The sequence below is a fragment of the Lentimicrobiaceae bacterium genome (assembly GCA_020636745.1).
GTDB lineage: Bacteria > Bacteroidota > Bacteroidia > Bacteroidales > Lentimicrobiaceae > Lentimicrobium.
The window spans coordinates 15,015-32,307 of sequence record JACJXH010000009.1 but is presented as its reverse complement, the minus strand read 5'-3'; the positions used below and the strand labels follow the sequence as shown (position 1 = coordinate 32,307).

Genomic DNA, 17,293 nt, shown 5'->3' with positions numbered 1-17,293 from the left:
CCCAAAAATCATTATTTATGAAAATTTTAATCGCTTTTGCAGTTGCAGTTATCATACTTTTGTTCCTGAAAGCTTTTCAGTGGGGGCTTAAACGTTTGTCAAATTATTATTCAGGTTGGTATTTCAAGCTCAATTATTTCACAGCTATCGAATTCATAACCTGGATTATTTTCATTTTCTGGTCAGCAGGCTTTCTTTTTGAACAAAAATCATATTATCCGGCATTGACCTATGTATTTGTTTTTCTGATAACCGGTTTCCTTTCCTGGTATTTGCTCAATGATATTTTTGCCGGAGTAATATTCAAAATAAAGCACAACCTTAAAGAGGGAAATCATATTAAAGCCGGAGATTATCAGGGCACAATCCATTCTTTACATACGACCTTTATTAAAATCAGAACAGAGAATGGTCAACTTTTACGAATTCCGTACTCAAAAATAAGCCATGTTGTCATTACAGAAATTTCGAAAAGTGAATCAGCTGTCAAACCTATATTTAAATTAAGCATTCCTGCCAGTACAAGCAAATCTGACGCAGAAAATCTGATCAGAACTTGCATTCTCAGCAGCCCGTGGAGCAATGTTAATGAAGAGCCTGCTATCCGGTTTTTAAGCCAAAATGATCAAAACTACATGTATGAGGTTGTATTGTTTTCGCTCAACAGAAATCACCTTAAGTATATAGAAACTTCGCTTGAGAGTAATCCTGATATAAAAATTGTATCATCAGGCCAATAAATTACAGTTTGCACAAAATTATAAGAGTACTAATCTGAAATTATCGTTGCACATTCCTGAATTCCGAACCCACCTTCCAGCCGGGAAATGACTGCTCATTAGCCAGTTTCAGACCAACCCTGAAAAGCAGTTTGGCATCCTCTTCCACGCCCGAAAGATCCCAGCTCGTATTGTATTCATCTGTTGGTTTATGATAATTATTTGCCAGCCACTCCTTTTCCTTTAAATACATCCATTCCTTGCCATGCTTGCGACTATCACAATTTCCCCTTGCATATAATCCGGGAACACCAACTTTAGCAAAGCTAAACTGATCACCCCTGAAATACATCCCTGTCTCAGGATTTGGATCTGGCAGAATATATCTGTCCTGTTCCTTTGCAAACTCAATAAGGTATTCATCAAGTTCTGACTGCCCGTAACCAGTTATCATCACATCCTTCATCTGCCCATAAAAGAGCATTAAATCATTGTTAATATTAGCCACGGTTTTTGCCAATGCAAACGAGGGATGTTGAACATACCAGGCAGAGCCAAGTAAACCTTGCTCTTCGCAGGTGGGTGCAAAAAAGGCAATGCTGCGTTCAGGCTTTTGTTCTAAACGTGAAAATGCTTCAGCTATTTCCAGCATCCATGCCATTGTTGTTCCATTGTCAACGGCTCCGTTATATATTGAATCGCCATTATGCGCAGTGCCAATTCCCAAATGATCCCAATGCCCTGAATAAATGACACACTCATCCGGGCGTTTACTCCCGGGAAGAACAGCCATGATATTGTGAGAAATTTTATTTACAAAATCAGATTTCATAGAAACATTTATACGGGCATTCATTTCAAAAGCTTTGAAACCTCTTTTCATCGCCGCGCTCAAGAGTGTGTCCAGGTTCAGATTTTCACTTTGAAAGAGTCTGGCAGCGGCATCCTGCGTCATCCAACCTTCAATTTCGCAACAATCCTCATTTCCATTCAGCGATTGAAGATAAAACTTTGAAGTAGTTGCTCCGCTTACCACAACCGACCAGGGATAACCTGCTTTAGGTGTTTCATGAATTATAAGGACACCCTTTGCACCTTGTCGGGCTGCTTCTTCATATTTGTAGGTCCATCTGCCATAATAGGTCATAACATTGCCTTTAAAGAAGGACGAATCGCCACTATTAAACCCGGGATCGTTGACCAAAACAACCACTACTTTGTTTTTTACGTCTATTCCTGCGTAATCATTCCAAGTATATTCCGGTGCATTGATTCCGTAGCCTGCAAATACTAAAGGTATTTCGTTCAACTCTGTTTTTTCCTTAATACGCTTTGAAAACACCACAAAATCGTTGATGTATTTCATATTTACGCATTGATTACCAATATTAAAAGTCATTTGGTCAGAGGGCGTACACCTGACTTCAACCAAAGGCACCTCCTGAAAGTAGCTGTTACCAAAGCCAGGCTTCAACCCCAATCGCAAAAACTCTCGTTCGAAGTATTGCATTGTCTTGGCCTCTCCTTCAGTACAAGGTTTTCTGCCGGCAAATTCGTCAGAACCAAGCGATTTAACATGCCTTACAAGGTCTGCCTGGTTAATACTGTCTTCTGCCTTTTTAATATCATTATCAGCGCATCCGGCAAAAATGATAAGCAGGATGAAAAAACAAAAAATTACCGGTGAATGCTTCATCATAAAGGAAAATAATAACAAATGAAAATAACAGCTTATCACACACTTAAGGTGCGAGTAAGTGATTGTATGATTCTGAACAGGGAACGAAAATACTGAGATTTCAGGCAGGAATCACCAGGCAAAAAAAATCCTCACATTTCTGTAAGGATTTTCTGGCTGTAGCGGGGACGAGAATTGAACTCGTGTCCGCCTCAGGCGGATATGAATCCGACTTCAGGATAAATATTATGAATCTTTTGAATGATGTCTTTTCTGGCTTTCGCCCCTTTGAGATCATGCTCCCTTTTCAGGGCTGATTGTTTGTCAGCAAACACTTCAACATAAACAACTTTCCAAGGGCGAAATCTGGTAGTCCAACCTTTTATTCCCTTAAAATTATGAGATTTATACCGTTCAATAAGGTTAGAAGTGTATCCAATATAGAATTTATTATATCTACTTGAATACAAGATATATACAACATACTCTGTATGTTTATGGCCGCTTAATGAAACCATTTACTGATGTTACACCAATAGGTTGGGTTGGGGTTAATTGATAAACGTAAAAATAATAATAATAAAGATTTCCTTGATTTAACAACCCGATTTCCGTTAGAATGAAAAATAAGCTCGTGTCTTATCCGGAGTTAAGCACAAAGAAAAAGGTTGCCATATTATGACAACCTTTGATATTGTAGCGGGGACGAGAATTGAACTCGTGTCCGCCTCAGGCGGATATGAATCCGACTTCAGGATAAATATTATGAATCTTTTGAATGATGTCTTTTCTGGCTTTCGCCCCTTTGAGATCATGCTCCCTTTTCAGGGCTGATTGTTTGTCAGCAAACACTTCAACATAAACAACTTTCCAAGGGCGAAATCTGGTAGTCCAACCTTTTATTCCCTTAAAATTATGAGATTTATACCGTTCAATAAGGTTAGAAGTGTATCCAATATAGAATTTATTATATCTACTTGAATACAAGATATATACAACATACTCTGTATGTTTATGGCCGCTTAATGAAACCATTTACTGATGTTACACCAATAGGTTGGGTTGGGGTTAATTGATAAACGTAAAAATAATAATAATAAAGATTTCCTTGATTTAACAACCCGATTTCCGTTAGAATGAAAAATAAGCTCGTGTCTTATCCGGAGTTAAGCACAAAGAAAAAGGTTGCCATATTATGACAACCTTTGATATTGTAGCGGGGACGAGAATTGAACTCGTGTCCGCCTCAGGCGGATATGAATCCGACTTCAGGATAAATATTATGAATCTTTTGAATGATGTCTTTTCTGGCTTTCGCCCCTTTGAGATCATGCTCCCTTTTCAGGGCTGATTGTTTGTCAGCAAACACTTCAACATAAACAACTTTCCAAGGGCGAAATCTGGTAGTCCAACCTTTTATTCCCTTAAAATTATGAGATTTATACCGTTCAATAAGGTTAGAAGTGTATCCAATATAGAATTTATTATATCTACTTGAATACAAGATATATACAACATACTCTGTATGTTTATGGCCGCTTAATGAAACCATTTACTGATGTTACACCAATAGGTTGGGTTGGGGTTAATTGATAAACGTAAAAATAATAATAATAAAGATTTCCTTGATTTAACAACCCGATTTCCGTTAGAATGAAAAATAAGCTCGTGTCTTATCCGGAGTTAAGCACAAAGAAAAAGGTTGCCATATTATGACAACCTTTGATATTGTAGCGGGGACGAGAATTGAACTCGTGACCTCCGGGTTATGAATCCGACGCTCTAACCAACTGAGCTACCCCGCCATTGTTTAAGGAGTGCAAAAATAGGAAAGTTTTTAATTTTAACAATGTATTGCGCCATTTTAGATCAAAAATATGCATTTTTTTTTCTTACTTTTCTCTTTAAAAGGGAATAACTGTTTGAAAGATAGCACAATCAACAAAACGAAGAAAAGTAAAAAAAATCAGCATTTCTTTCAATTATTGGATTAAATCAGATTTCAGGCCATAATCCAGGGTATACTGACAAGAATTCAGCATGAAGGATAGAAGGTTAAACGAGCCTCACAGATTATTTCCGTTATCTTTGTCAATTATTTACACACTTTCAAATTTCAAATTATTCTAACATGCCATTTACGTCGCTTGGCTTATCTCCCGCATTATCAGAAGCCTTACTTGCACAAAATTACACGCAGCCTTATCCTATACAAAAAGAGGTTATACCTGCTGTTATGGACAAAAAAGACGTACTTGGAATTGCACAAACCGGTTCGGGCAAGACAGCAGGTTATGTTTTGCCAATTCTGATGAATTTGATGTCCCAACCTCTTTCAGTAAACAGACATGCTCATATTCTGGTGGTGGTTCCAACAAGGGAATTGGCCATTCAGGTGAGAGATGTTTTTCAGATTTTTAGCAAAGTATTGCCCCAAAAGGTTAAAACATTGGCTGTGTATGGAGGCGTTTCAGCTAACCCGCAAATGATGGCCTTGCAGGGAGTTCATATTTTGATTGCCACACCCGGCAGGCTGCTGGAACTGATAGATTTGAATGCTGTTCATCTTTCATCTGTTGAAACGCTGGTACTTGATGAAGCTGACAAACTTCTCAACCCTGCATTCCGCGAGGAAATGACACGGATATTTTCTCTTTTGCCCAAAAAACGTCAAAACTTATTATTCTCCGCCACATTAAGTGAAGATGTCAGCAATATCAAACAAATATTATTACGCAACCCGGTAGTGATAAAAATTGAACCCGAAGGCGAAAATATTGACCTGATAACGCAAACCGCCTATCTGGTTTCTGAAGAAAAAAAAGGGCCATTACTCCGGTATCTCATTTACAAAAGCAATTATCAGCAAATCCTGGTTTTCACATCATCTGTTTACATGGCCGAAAGTGTTGTTGATAAACTTCGAAAACACGGGATATTATCTACAGCCATTCACAGCAAAAAAAGTCAGGAAGCCCGGACAAATGCGTTGGAGAAATTCAAATCGGGCAAAATCCAGGTTTTAGTCGCTACCGATTTGATATCAAGAGGGATTGATATTAAATTCCTGCCATTTGTCATTAATTATGAGTTACCCCGTTCGCCCAAAGATTACATTCACCGCATAGGAAGAACCGGCCGCGCTGAATCACCCGGAGAAGCGATCTCTTTTATTTCACCTGCCGATGAGCATCATTTCAGGATCATTCAAAAAAAAATGGGCAAGTGGGTGACAATGGTTGATAGTCGAAACATTGATTTCAGAGGTTATTAATTTCACATCTCATCAAGCCCTGCCCGGGTTTTTCAGAAAGCCTTTAAACAAAACGACAGTTAGATTATTTCAGCATAACATGTTGCTCTTTGTAAATAACTCCCCTGCGGCGAAGGCCTTCGAGTAAAAAACTGACAATTTCCGGATTGCGACCCAGAAATTCAGGAGCTGAAACTCCTTTAACATTGTATAAGCCATTGGCCAAAAGCCTTAAAGTCATTGTAGCGGTATAACCAGTAGTTCTGGCCATTGAATGAATGCCTGTTTCTCTATCATAGCGATCAAATAAATCCCACGTATATCGTTGTCTTACACCATCTTTCATGCCTTCGGTAATTACACGCATGATAGTAATATCCTCCTCCCCTTCTTCGAGCTTCCATTTGGGAAACAACAATTTAGAAGTAAACTCAAGTGGACTTACCATGGCTCCGTTAATCATAACCGGCTCTTTTTGAAAAAATCCGGTATCGCGCAAAACAGCCATTTTTTCAATATGACCTTTGTATCTAAGCGTTTTTTCAATCAAATAATCACCCTTAATCGTAGAAGCCAGTGTTCTCAATCCATCGCTGTTAAAAGCTTCAAGAGTGCCAATACCAGGGAAATCAATCAATTCCGCATCTGAAAGGGCCTCTTTTACCACCAATCGGCCATTATCAATATATCTGGCTGGCCGTGTGTACTCTTCAATCACATCAATGGGCGAAAAAACTGCCTTATATTCAAAAGGCCATGTCCTTACAACCGGCAATCCACCAACATAGGTTATTCCTTTTTCTAGTGTATCAAGTTGAGAAGCCCCATACCCAATCAGCACATTACTCATTCCCGGAGCAACACCAATATCTGAAATTACAGTTACACCCATCTTACGCGCTTTTTCATCAAGGTCAAACATATCCTCCGGAAAAAATGCAATATCAACTACATTTTTCCCGCATTCGATAATGCGCTCAACAGTACGGAACCCCATAAAACCGGGAACAGCATTAAGCACCATATCATGCTGCAAAACCAAAGACTTAAGTACACTTTCATTATCCAGATCGGCCTGAATTGTTTGAATACCTTTTACATCCTTAAGCCGCTGAAGAGCCTCTTCATTGATATCAGCTGATGTAACTTCAAACTCACCATCTTTTGCAAGGTCAATAGCCATTGGAGCGCCAACCAGCCCGGCTCCCAGAATGAGAATTTTCATAGAACTGACAGTTTTGTTATGGGAATATATCAAAAGCTTGAGCTATTATGAACTAAATAGCTGCCTTACACAAAGATGCATGAAAAAACTGAAATCCTGATGATTATTTCTCAGGAAAAATGACATGCACAATTAGAAAAATTTTCAATGATTTTTGAGGACAGATTTTCGCTTATTATGCTCGCGATTCAACAATTGCAGAATCTCCTTTGTTTGTGAAACTACAATTCCCATCACTACCAGAATAATACCTGTAACCTTTTGAACATTAAATACTTCAGCCAAAACAAAATAGGCAAAAACCGCCGTAAAAACGGGAATAAGGTTCGTAAAAATATTGGCTTTTACCATGCCCAGCTGAGCTACAGCAATAATAAAAAAGAGATAAGCCAGGCAAGAACCAAAAACTGCTAATTGCAGCATGGCAAGTATCAAACTTGTATCAGGTTTTACAGAAATAAAGGAATCGAAGTCAAAAAATATAAATAATGGAAGAAAATAAAGAGCTCCAATCAGATTTTGCCTTGAAATGATGGTCAATGCACTGTATTTATGGGTAAGTTTCTTAACTATTACCGAATAAATGACTGCTGACAAAACTGCCATAAACAAAAGGGCTATTCCTTTAGGTTCAGCATTCAGGCTTAAATCACGATTAACAAGCATGAGTAATATACCTGCAAATGAAACAATAATTCCTGCCCAGGTGTAAACATTGGTTTTTTCGCGGGTAAACCAAACAGCTGCCAGGGGACTGAATAATGGTATGGTGGCTATGATGGCTGAAGAAATGGTTGATGAAACATATTTAAGCCCAAAACTCTCGCCCAGAAAATAAAAAAATGGTTGAGTAAACGCCAGTAAATAAAACCACTTCAGGTCGGCTCGCTCAATTTTTTCATACTTTCCGGTGATCCATGCAAACATTAACAAAATGGCAGATGAGAGTACGAGTCTGATAAAAATAATAGTAATAGGCTCATAATAAGCTACAGCTATTTTAAACCATACAAATGTCAGGCCCCAAAACAGCATGGAAAGCACAGCATAAGAGTAGTATTTAAGTACGTTATTTTTCAAGAAACCAAGGTTTAATTAATTAAAGACTGCCAGTTCAACATTTTGGGCGGGCAAATTTAGTTGAATAAAACTTCTGTTGGATGAAGGATTGAAAATAAATCAGATACCTTCATTATCCAGCCGGCTTCCATTAAAGCTAACGGATAAAAGAAGTAATTACAGAAGTGCCTGATGATGGTCACAAATACACAAAGACACAAAGACACATATCCATAACTGACAGTTGCCGCACCCCCAAGTGTAACAATAACCTGTCTTTGCAGTCTTTTCATAAGTACAGCAATATTTTAAGGCTGAAAATTTTCGCTGCAATTTCATAATCAGGGTAAAATCAAACAATTAATTTAGATAAATCTCACCCTGAAGTGTAACAAAAGTAAAATCCGTTGGTCTTTATAATAGAACAACTGACAATATGAATCAGGACAACAAGCTTGTTGAAGGCTGCAAAAGCGGTGACCCAAATGCGCAGATTGAAGTCTACCGGAAATATTACCGGCCGATATTTAATACTTGCCTGCGTATCATCTGCAATCATGCTGATGCTGAGGATCTCATGCAAAACTCGTTTATTGATGCATTTGGAAAAATAAAAACTTACAAAGGCCATGGCAACTTTGAAGGTTGGTTAAAAAAAATTGCAGTGAATAATTGTCTTGACTTTCTAAACAAAAAAAAACAGATTGAAAAACCAACTGAAACATTGCCTGATATTCCTGAGCCGAACGGCAATCAGGAAGATGAATTCATTGAATTTCAGGTTGAAATGATTAAAAATGCAATGACAAAGCTGCACATCGATTATAGAATTGTGCTCTCTTTATATCTTTTCGAAGGATATGACCATGAAGAAATCGGGCAAATTCTGAAGATTAATCAGCAAAATGTGCGAACAAGAATTTCCAGAGCCAAACATTCGCTGCTTGGTATTATCAAAATGCAAATGACAGGGACAAAGAGCACCGTTAACTTGGAAAGGAATTAAGATGAAAAATATTGAAGATTTTATCAAAGACAACAAGAGACTGTTTGATGATGAAACTCCCGGATGGGGTCATGAAGAAAAGTTCATGCAATTACTGAATGAACAATCGAGGCAAAAATCAGCCAATCAGTTTTCCAGAATAAATACATGGTTACAGGTGGCCGCTGCCATTCTTATAGTTGCAGGATTTACCCTGGGCATTATTTCAGCTTTAAGCAAATCAGGTAATCAAACTCAGCAAGCTGAATCACAGTTACCTAAAGAGGTCATTGAAATGGAAAATTATTATGCATCGCTCACCGAAAAAAAACTAAATCAGATTGAAACACTTGCCGGTTCCGGACCGGAAGCCGTTAAAGTTACAAACCAGCTTAAAACTGAAATTAAAAACATAAATCAAAACTCCAATGCCCTCAAAGCTGAATACAAAAAAGGCACACACGACGAAAGACTTGTAAATGCTATAAAAAACAATTATAGGATACTTTCTGGATTGCTTGACAAGGTGGTAGAGCAGCTTGGCCGCTCAAATGAAGACTCAAACAGCTCTAACCATCAAAATGAAACTTCTGATTTTAACGCTAAAATGAATAACCATGAAAACATCATTTCTTAAATTAAAGTTTTTAATTGCGCTTCTGATATTTCCAATGGCCATGCTAATGGCTCAAAACGGCGATATCTCCAAATCCTTCAAAAAGGAATTTACAGTAGGGAAAGATGTCAGATTAAATGTTGCTTCGAGCTTTGGTAAAGTTCATTGCAATGTGTGGGATAAAAATTTGCTGACAGTGGATGTCCAGATAAAGGTATCTGCCCGTAATGACAAGGAAGCCCAGCGAATCATGAACCAGATTGATTCACAAATAACCGGTAATAGTTCAGCAATAAGCATAACAACCAAGGTCGGGAGCATCAATACATCTGGAAAATCAAACAGTTTCAGCATTGATTACATTATTAACATGCCTCGCACTACTACACTTGACATTCGCAACCGTTTTGGAGATGTATTTATTGACGAAACGACATCTCAGGCTACTTTAGAAGTCGAGTATGGAAACCTTTCGGTTAACAGGCTTTTAAATTCTGCTTCAACCGTCACACTTAAGTTCAGCAATGGAAACATTGCCAAATCAGAAAAAATAAATTATGCATTGGAATATAGCACCTTAAACATAAAAGAAGCTACAGATATTGATGCCAGAACCAAGTTTTCGACCATTAATATTGAAGGTGCAAATGCGTGTAAAATCAATTCAGAATATGACACTTATAAAATTGAAAAAGCCAAATCGCTGGTAGGCACGTCCAAATTTACCACAATAAATGCAGATGAATTACTTCAAACAATTGACCTCAATGTCGAATATGGCAGTCTTGATGTTGATAAAATTAATCCATCTTTTACACTCATCAACCTTACAGCTTCATTCAACAATATCAGTATTGGCATTCCGGCATCGGCATCATATGCACTTACGGCCAATATGAGTTTTGGCGATTGCAAATACCCCAAAGCATCCACAGTTAAAGTAACTGAAAAGTCGTTTACATCCAAATCCTATTCCGGACATGTTGGTCAATCGTCAAATTCTTCATCAAAAGTGACGATTAAAGGGAATAACAGTGATGTCAAACTTTTCTAATTGTCACCCAAATGCATGATAATTTTAACCTTTAATCACAAACTTATGAAAACAACAACTTTAAAAAACATTCTTTTCCCTGTAATTATAGCCATTGTGCTGGCAGTTGCATTTTCTTTGAATGCCTTTGCTACTGAACAAAACAGGGTTGTAAAAAATTTCACAAAAGTTGAAATCAGCGGAGGGTTTGATGTAACCCTGACTCAAGGCAATGCTGAGAAACTCATTGTTGAAGCTGAGGACGAAATACTTCCAAAAATTATAACGGAAGTAAAAGGGAGTACCTTGGTTATCTCACTCGAAAAGAACACGAGTATTCAAAATAAAACTAATTTAAAAATCAATTTAACTTTCGTAAATCTTGATATGATTGACCTGAGCGGAGCTGTAAAAATCACAGGAACCAATGCCATGAAATTTTCAAATCTTGAAATAGAAGGAAGCGGTGCAACTGAAATTAATTTAAATCTTTCAGCAACCCGTCTTGATTGTGACATGAGCGGCGCCTCAAAAATTACACTCACCGGAAATTCGCCTGAATTTGACATTGATCTGAGCGGTGCCAGCAATTTAGATGCTGAAGAATTTAAAACAAAAAGCTGCAAAATAGAAAGCAGTGGAGCTTCAAAAGCCCGCATATTTGCTACTGACTCATTTGAAGTTAGCGGAAGCGGCGCTTCATCAATTTACTACGCCGGAAATCCTGCATCAGTAAAATCAGATTTGAGCGGAGCAAGTAAACTCAGAAAAATATAATCTCATGCAGCAATAGAAATCAATAAAAAATAAAAAAGGCTGTTTAACTGAACAGCCTTTTTTATTTTTTAATATATCAGCCAATAAACCGATTCATCTGCCTGAAGCTATAAATAAATTATGGCACCATGACAATTCTATTTTGCACCTTCCCCTTTATTCTCAAGCATTTGAATAAAATCCTGTTCCGAGATAACGGGAATGCCTAAATCCTCAGCCTTTCTGCGCTTCTCCGGACCCATATTTTCGCCTGCCACTACAAAATCGGTTTTTGATGAAACAGCACTGCTCACTTTTCCTCCATTTGTCTCAATAGTCGTTTTAAGACTATCGCGTGAAAACGAAGTGAATACGCCACTTACAACAAATGTTTTTCCTTTAAGGATATTACCCGTTGGCTTAAAAAAATCGCCCAGTTCAAATTGCAATCCTTTCTCTTTCAGCCGTTCAATCAACAACATATTTCGTTTATCGGCAAAATATTTCAAAACACTTCCGGCAATCTTTTCTCCAATTTCATCAACAAGAACCAAATCCATAAGACTGGCAGAGCGCAGTTTATCGATGCTCTTATAATGTGCTGCAAGTTTCTTAGCCACTGTTTCACCCACAAACCGAATTCCAAGTGCAAACAATACCTTCTCAAAACTGACGTTCTTCGACTGTTGAATCCCTGCAAGAATATTATTCACCGTTTTTTCTCTGAAACTGATTTTTTTCTCCTTTTTATCTTCAGCAGAAATCACCTTTTCAAGTCCAATAAGTTTTTCGTAGGTCAAATCATATAAATCTGCCAAATCAGCAACAAGCCCGTTATCGTAAAGCATTTCAATTTTTCCTTCACCCAGACTATCAATATTCATGGCCTTCCGGCTGATAAAATGGATAAGCTTTCCCTTAATCTGAGGAGGGCATCCATATTCATTTGGGCAATACCACGCCGATTCGCCTTCAGTTCTTACCAGCCTGGTACCACACTCCGGACACATCTCAATAAATCTGGTCATTTCCAGCTCGGCTGGTCTTTCAGACAAATCAACAGCCGTAATTTTCGGAATAATTTCTCCGCCTTTTTCAACAAAAACGGTATCACCTATTCTAATATCAAGGCCGGCCATTACATCCGCGTTGTGAAGGCTGGCCCTTTTTACAGTTGTTCCGGCCAGAAATACGGGTTCAAGATTAGCCACCGGAGTAACAGCTCCTGTTCTTCCTACCTGATAATCAATTGAAAGCAATCGTGTTTTTGCCTCTTCGGCCTTATATTTATATGCAATGGCCCATCTGGGTGATTTGGCAGTAAAACCAAGCTTTTGCTGCTGTGAAATAGAATTTACTTTAATTACAACCCCATCAATATCATAGGCAAGTTGATTCCTCTCCCGGCCAATTTCTTCAATAAAGCCCAGCACTTCCTGAATATTCTTACATCTGGCTTTGATATCACAAACTTTAAAGCCCCATTCCTTGAGTAAGCCTAATCGCTCGAAATGTGAATTCCCTTCAATTTCTTCACCTAAAAGATAATACACAAAAGAATCAAGTGGTCGTTTGGCTACCTGAGCAGAATCCTGCATTTTAAGTGTGCCTGCAGTTGCATTTCTTGGATTGGCAAAAGGCAACTCTGCTTCGTTTACACGCTGGCGGTTCATGCGCTCAAATCCTGCTCTGGGCATAAAAATCTCACCACGCACCTCAAAATTATCAGGATAATTACCGGGCAAGAGTTTCACTGGAATAGAACCAATAGTTTTTACATTTAGTGTAACATCATCACCCTGAACACCATCGCCGCGTGTAACTGCTTTAACCAGTTGTCCGTTTTCATAAATCAGGCTAATCGAAACACCATCAATTTTCAATTCACACACATATTCATATGGCTCCAGCAATGTACGGCTTACTCTGGAATCAAAATCACGCAATTCGGCTTCTGAGTAAGTATTTTCAAGCGAGAGCATTGAGTAGCGATGTTTAACAGCTACAAATTCGCGGGTTACTCCGCCTCCAACTCTTTGCGTGGGGCTGTTAGGACTCAGAAATTCAGGATAATCTTTTTCAAGGGATTCAAGTTCTTTGAGCAAAATGTCAAATTCATAATCACTTACTGCAGGCATCGCCAATTGGTAATACCTATAATTGTGCTCAGAAATAACGGCGCTCAGGTGTTCAATCCTGGCTTTGGCCTCTTCCCTGGTCATAAGAATAAAATATTTGGAAGTAAATAACCGGCAGTTCTATTTTTGCCGTAAACCACGGTTTTCGCAGTGATAGGTGCACAATTGCTGAATTTCTTCAAGATTTTGCAACTTACGTTCATTGCGAAGCTCCATAGCTGAATTGGTAAAATAATTATGATTGCGAAGGAAGTTCATTTGAATAACATACCAGTCACATAAACTCACTTTATTCCCGATTAATTCCCATTCAAGTCTGAGTTTCTGGCCAATAATAAAGAAATCATTCCGTCCCAGATAATCCAGGTCTGCATCACACAAAATCTTCTCTTCAATAGTTTGGGCTTCCTGAGGAAGCTTGGTACTCAAAATCATCTGCTGAACTCGGCTAACCTCATCGGGTAAGAATCCGAATGAAGGAAGATATTTACCTGCAATTTCGGCCGATAAATCTTCATGATCCAGAAAAGCTATTGTAATTCCCGAATCATGAAGCAATGCGGCAGCACTCACCAGCCGGGTTGACGCTTCATCAAGTCCTTCAAGTTTTGCTAAACGAACAGCCGCATCATACACATCCAGTGTATGATCAACACTATGGTAAACAATGTAAGGGGGTAATTCCCTTTTCATTTTATCTATGATAAACTCCGCAAGGTTATAAAGGCTCATCGAGGCAAACGTCAGTTCTGTAGATTAAATCAGTTTAGCATTACAGCCAGATTAAAAAAAAGCCCCGGACAGAGCCGGAGCCTGTTTTTGATAGCTTACGTATTATAAACCCAACACTTCATAATTGAATTTCCGTGGGTTGATGCACATAACAGGTATTTGAGACGTATTAAAAATAATATCCTCATCATAACTACCCAATAAAAATGATCCGAAACCCTTCTCAGGATTGGTCATAATCATCATTAAATCAGCATTGATAGCAGTTGAATAATCAACAACCTGTTTTGCAAAGTTACTACTCTTTTCTGAAGTTTTTTCAGTATAACTTACATCATTCTTGGCAAGGTACCCGGCTATCTGCCTGGCAGCATCGTATACTGCATCACTTGCGTCATTAATAAGATAAATGTGAATAGTTGCATTAAATTTCTTTGCAATGTAAACAGCCCATCTGGTTTTTTCGAGTGGCCCGGCTTCACTGGTAATAGGCAATACTATATGTTTATAGCCTTCCGCAAAATGACGCTTCTGTACAACAACTGTTGGAGCATTTGACGATGTTATTACTTTAAGCGCATAGCTTCCGGTAAGATGCTGTAACCCTACTTTTCCATGTGTTCCAAGATACACAAGGCTTACTCCTAAATCTTTAACTACTTCTCCAATTTCAGTAAAAATACTGCCTTCCTTTGTCAGATATTCAACTTTTACCTGATACTTTGCAGATAGCTGGTCTGACAATTCTTTGAGCTTTTCATCAATGGAATCAGGAGCTAAGTTTTCATTCTTCAGAAAAGCCTTCGTATCACTGTTGATAACATGCAACAGTATCACCTTGTGATTAAGCATTTTAGCAGCTTCTGCAGCCTGACTTGCGGCATTTGCACAGACTTCCGAAAAGTCAGTGGGAACCAGAATAATGTCATTCATTTTTGTATCCATAATGGGTTCAGCGGTTTATTGTTGTTAGCCAATGATTCAATTTATTAATTCCGTTTGACAAAGTTAAGAATTTTCATCGTATTCTCTCACAAAACGCAAATATTTCCTAAACATAAAAATTATATAATAAACGGGTGTACTAATAATTTGTTAAGCACAACAATCATGAGGGATACCTGACCATTTTAAAAATGGAAATCAGCCTGGCTTTTTTTCTAAATTTAAACCATTTAACTGACTACCATTTTTTTTCAAGGACTCCCGCTTAAAATTCCAATTCTTTAAACTAATGAGGCATTCCAACTATAATTTTCCTTTTATTTATCAAATAGTATTGACTTCCCTTTTTACTCGTTGTATTTTTATACAAAATTATATTTTGTTTTAAATAATTAACAAGAAATAATTTCACTGCGACATACCTAATATTTAAAAAAGTGTATTTATTATATTTACTGATCAACCGGAAAAGCTTGGCATTATTCTATTTTTTATTTAACAAAGATTGCTCCCAACTACTTATTGAACAACTAACTATTTGGCATTCTGAGAGTATGAAAATTATGTTAATTTTTACCCTACCAAATATTCGCATAATTATTGATAAACTAAGCTCAATTATATCTAAGAACGCAAAATACTATAAGACATTTCCAATTCTTTATTTATTAATATCCATTTTAATCCTTAGAAAAGATAAGCCATACGAAGATTTCCCTAATGAAGCCGCTAAGACCATAATCTATAAACTTGATTCAAACGGAGATACGTTATGGTCAAAGTTACTAATTAGCCAGTATGATAATCAAATACAATCAATCTGCTCAACTTCAGATGGTGGCATTGCAGGTTCAGGGTTTATTTATCCAGAAGATATTGTTGGTGAATCAAAACCATTTGTATTTAAGCTAAATGCTTGCGCAGAACTGGAATGGTGCAGTATTTTTGAAACAGACAGGTTTTTATCCTGGGCACAAAATATACTTCAAACGGATGATGGGGAATATTTGGTAACGCTCAATAGTTTTGGCGATTATGACTATGAAAACACTTTTCTTGCCAAACTTGATGCAACGGGTGAAACCGTTTGGTGTAAACCTGTCATTAACCATAATGTATATTCTGATGCATATAATCCTTATAGCGATCGAATGATACGCACAATTAACGGAGATTTCCTGATCACCGGGAAAGTCTTTTGGAAGAATCCTTTTAACGATGTGATCCCTCTCAGACCTTTTTATGCGTTATATAAATCGAACGGACAGGAACTATGGGTAAGTCCTTTCGGTTTGTCCGATACCCTTATAGGACGGGCTTATGATTGCCTTGAATATGAAAACGGGAATTTTCTTTGTGCGGCGAGACAGTTTACTAACGGCCTCCAAATGGGCTTAATTATTGAACTGGATAGTAACGGATCAATACTTCAATTCAGAAGTGTGAGTCCGGATGAGATTTCAGATGATTGTTATAGTTTGTTTTTTACTGATATCGAACAGGTCAAAGACACCATTACCATCGAAATGCAATATCTGATATCTTCAAGCGAATATTACCCAAGCGTTATAAGCTTTGGCGCTGACATTTTTAATGAAGAGTTACCTGTAAACAGCATGCGGATGTATTATGATAAATTGGACGATCATCGAATATCCAAAACCTCTGATGACAAAATAATTTTAGGCAACCGCCAAAGCGTAAGCAATTACGATACAGACATTTTCATTACCAAGCTGAGTGGCATGCTTATTACTGATAGCATTGTACAGAATAACCGTAAATACGACAGTTTATGTCCTCATACTATTACTTCAGGTGAGATTTTCATTGGCAACTGCAAGCTTGTTACCAACATCATTGCTCTGGAATATCCAGGGAGTTCAGGAAGTAGCTTTAATCCCGAATTTACTGTTTACCCCAACCCATGCGGCAATAATGTACAAATAATCATTAACGAAAAGACAGTTAACGACAGGGTTGACATTAATGTTTATACTATTCACGGCACGCTGTTCACAAATTATGCATGTAAAGACCGCGCTCAATTAAACATAGATGTTTCGGGCTGGCCTTATGGCATTTATCCTGTACAGGTTTATCGTAATGGGATATTTATCGGCACACAGAAATTGATAAAACTATAAACTGTGC

General features: G+C 37.8%; 17 protein-coding genes and 1 tRNA gene. 7 read left to right on the top strand and 11 right to left on the bottom strand.

From position 1 onward, the window contains the following. Positions 1-17 precede the first annotated feature (17 nt). On the top strand, positions 18-740 hold the full coding sequence (locus H6541_12840) for a mechanosensitive ion channel (GenBank protein ID MCB9016668.1): 723 nt from the start codon (positions 18-20) through the stop codon (positions 738-740). Between the two features lie 40 nt (positions 741-780). Here H6541_12840 and H6541_12835 read toward each other — a convergent pair whose 3' ends face one another. From H6541_12835 to H6541_12815, 5 genes are all read right to left on the bottom strand, one after another. Further along, positions 781-2,418: a M28 family peptidase gene (locus tag H6541_12835; protein MCB9016667.1), complete on the bottom strand. Its 1,638-nt coding sequence runs from the start codon at positions 2,416-2,418 to the stop codon at positions 781-783. Positions 2,419-2,609: 191 nt separating this feature from the next. After that, positions 2,610-2,915 (bottom strand): GIY-YIG nuclease family protein, encoded by a 306-nt coding sequence (locus H6541_12830; GenBank protein ID MCB9016666.1) that lies wholly within the window; start codon positions 2,913-2,915, stop codon positions 2,610-2,612. A gap of 211 nt (positions 2,916-3,126) precedes the next feature. Continuing rightward, the gene (locus tag H6541_12825) at positions 3,127-3,432 is read right to left on the bottom strand and encodes a GIY-YIG nuclease family protein (protein MCB9016665.1); all 306 of its coding nucleotides are present in this window, start codon (positions 3,430-3,432) and stop codon (positions 3,127-3,129) included. Positions 3,433-3,643: 211 nt separating this feature from the next. After that, the gene (locus tag H6541_12820; GenBank protein ID MCB9016664.1) at positions 3,644-3,949 is read right to left on the bottom strand and encodes a GIY-YIG nuclease family protein; all 306 of its coding nucleotides are present in this window, start codon (positions 3,947-3,949) and stop codon (positions 3,644-3,646) included. Positions 3,950-4,128: 179 nt separating this feature from the next. Further along, a tRNA-Met gene (locus tag H6541_12815) sits at positions 4,129-4,202 on the bottom strand. 326 nt (positions 4,203-4,528) lie between these two features. Between H6541_12815 and H6541_12810 the strand changes: the two genes are divergently transcribed. After that, positions 4,529-5,671: a DEAD/DEAH box helicase gene (locus H6541_12810; GenBank protein ID MCB9016663.1), complete on the top strand. Its 1,143-nt coding sequence runs from the start codon at positions 4,529-4,531 to the stop codon at positions 5,669-5,671. Positions 5,672-5,735: 64 nt separating this feature from the next. Here H6541_12810 and H6541_12805 read toward each other — a convergent pair whose 3' ends face one another. The 3 genes from H6541_12805 to H6541_12795 all read right to left on the bottom strand — a co-directional run bounded on the left by H6541_12805 (position 5,736) and on the right by H6541_12795 (position 8,227). Then, positions 5,736-6,875, bottom strand: coding sequence for a saccharopine dehydrogenase NADP-binding domain-containing protein (locus H6541_12805; GenBank protein ID MCB9016662.1), 1,140 nt, complete (start codon positions 6,873-6,875; stop codon positions 5,736-5,738). 144 nt (positions 6,876-7,019) lie between these two features. Beyond that, on the bottom strand, positions 7,020-7,955 hold the full coding sequence (locus H6541_12800; GenBank protein ID MCB9016661.1) for a DMT family transporter: 936 nt from the start codon (positions 7,953-7,955) through the stop codon (positions 7,020-7,022). A 56-nt stretch (positions 7,956-8,011) separates the two neighbouring features. Then, entirely contained in the window at positions 8,012-8,227 is a 216-nt protein-coding gene (locus H6541_12795) for a hypothetical protein (protein ID MCB9016660.1), read from the bottom strand. Positions 8,228-8,370: 143 nt separating this feature from the next. Here H6541_12795 and H6541_12790 point away from each other — a divergent pair, with 143 nt between their 5' ends. The 4 genes from H6541_12790 to H6541_12775 are packed head-to-tail and all read left to right on the top strand — an operon-like array spanning position 8,371 to position 11,345. Beyond that, positions 8,371-8,940 carry a sigma-70 family RNA polymerase sigma factor gene (locus tag H6541_12790; GenBank protein MCB9016659.1) on the top strand — a complete coding sequence of 190 codons (570 nt, stop codon included), beginning with the start codon at positions 8,371-8,373 and terminating at the stop codon, positions 8,938-8,940. A gap of 1 nt (position 8,941) precedes the next feature. After that, a complete protein-coding gene (locus tag H6541_12785) occupies positions 8,942-9,556 on the top strand; it encodes a hypothetical protein (GenBank protein ID MCB9016658.1) in 615 nt (204 codons plus the stop codon). Further along, positions 9,537-10,589, top strand: coding sequence for a hypothetical protein (locus H6541_12780; GenBank protein MCB9016657.1), 1,053 nt, complete (start codon positions 9,537-9,539; stop codon positions 10,587-10,589). Before H6541_12785 ends, H6541_12780 begins: the two co-directional genes overlap by 20 nt. Before the next feature lie 45 nt (positions 10,590-10,634). Further along, positions 10,635-11,345: a DUF2807 domain-containing protein gene (locus tag H6541_12775; protein MCB9016656.1), complete on the top strand. Its 711-nt coding sequence runs from the start codon at positions 10,635-10,637 to the stop codon at positions 11,343-11,345. Between the two features lie 137 nt (positions 11,346-11,482). On the opposite strand, the gene ligA is transcribed toward H6541_12775, so the two are convergent. From ligA to H6541_12760, 3 genes are all read right to left on the bottom strand, one after another. Continuing rightward, positions 11,483-13,546 (bottom strand): NAD-dependent DNA ligase LigA, encoded by a 2,064-nt coding sequence (gene ligA / locus H6541_12770; protein ID MCB9016655.1) that lies wholly within the window; start codon positions 13,544-13,546, stop codon positions 11,483-11,485. 36 nt (positions 13,547-13,582) lie between these two features. After that, a complete protein-coding gene (locus H6541_12765) occupies positions 13,583-14,155 on the bottom strand; it encodes an HD domain-containing protein (protein ID MCB9016654.1) in 573 nt (190 codons plus the stop codon). Positions 14,156-14,296: 141 nt separating this feature from the next. Next, positions 14,297-15,139: a universal stress protein gene (locus tag H6541_12760; GenBank protein MCB9016653.1), complete on the bottom strand. Its 843-nt coding sequence runs from the start codon at positions 15,137-15,139 to the stop codon at positions 14,297-14,299. A gap of 563 nt (positions 15,140-15,702) precedes the next feature. Here H6541_12760 and H6541_12755 point away from each other — a divergent pair. Further along, positions 15,703-17,286 (top strand): T9SS type A sorting domain-containing protein, encoded by a 1,584-nt coding sequence (locus H6541_12755; GenBank protein MCB9016652.1) that lies wholly within the window; start codon positions 15,703-15,705, stop codon positions 17,284-17,286. Positions 17,287-17,293: the final 7 nt, after the last annotated feature.

Coding starts and splice junctions, on each gene's coding strand:
- H6541_12765 (MCB9016654.1), bottom strand. CDS start 14,155: ATGAAAAGGGAATTACCCCCTTACATTGTTTACCATAGTGTTGATCAT.
- ligA (MCB9016655.1), bottom strand. CDS start 13,546: ATGACCAGGGAAGAGGCCAAAGCCAGGATTGAACACCTGAGCGCCGTT.
- H6541_12785 (MCB9016658.1), top strand. CDS start 8,942: ATGAAAAATATTGAAGATTTTATCAAAGACAACAAGAGACTGTTTGAT.
- H6541_12830 (MCB9016666.1), bottom strand. CDS start 2,915: ATGGTTTCATTAAGCGGCCATAAACATACAGAGTATGTTGTATATATC.
- H6541_12775 (MCB9016656.1), top strand. CDS start 10,635: ATGAAAACAACAACTTTAAAAAACATTCTTTTCCCTGTAATTATAGCC.
- H6541_12825 (MCB9016665.1), bottom strand. CDS start 3,432: ATGGTTTCATTAAGCGGCCATAAACATACAGAGTATGTTGTATATATC.
- H6541_12760 (MCB9016653.1), bottom strand. CDS start 15,139: ATGGATACAAAAATGAATGACATTATTCTGGTTCCCACTGACTTTTCG.
- H6541_12795 (MCB9016660.1), bottom strand. CDS start 8,227: ATGAAAAGACTGCAAAGACAGGTTATTGTTACACTTGGGGGTGCGGCA.
- H6541_12810 (MCB9016663.1), top strand. CDS start 4,529: ATGCCATTTACGTCGCTTGGCTTATCTCCCGCATTATCAGAAGCCTTA.
- H6541_12840 (MCB9016668.1), top strand. CDS start 18: ATGAAAATTTTAATCGCTTTTGCAGTTGCAGTTATCATACTTTTGTTC.
- H6541_12755 (MCB9016652.1), top strand. CDS start 15,703: ATGTTAATTTTTACCCTACCAAATATTCGCATAATTATTGATAAACTA.
- H6541_12805 (MCB9016662.1), bottom strand. CDS start 6,875: ATGAAAATTCTCATTCTGGGAGCCGGGCTGGTTGGCGCTCCAATGGCT.
- H6541_12835 (MCB9016667.1), bottom strand. CDS start 2,418: ATGATGAAGCATTCACCGGTAATTTTTTGTTTTTTCATCCTGCTTATC.
- H6541_12790 (MCB9016659.1), top strand. CDS start 8,371: ATGAATCAGGACAACAAGCTTGTTGAAGGCTGCAAAAGCGGTGACCCA.
- H6541_12780 (MCB9016657.1), top strand. CDS start 9,537: ATGAAAACATCATTTCTTAAATTAAAGTTTTTAATTGCGCTTCTGATA.
- H6541_12820 (MCB9016664.1), bottom strand. CDS start 3,949: ATGGTTTCATTAAGCGGCCATAAACATACAGAGTATGTTGTATATATC.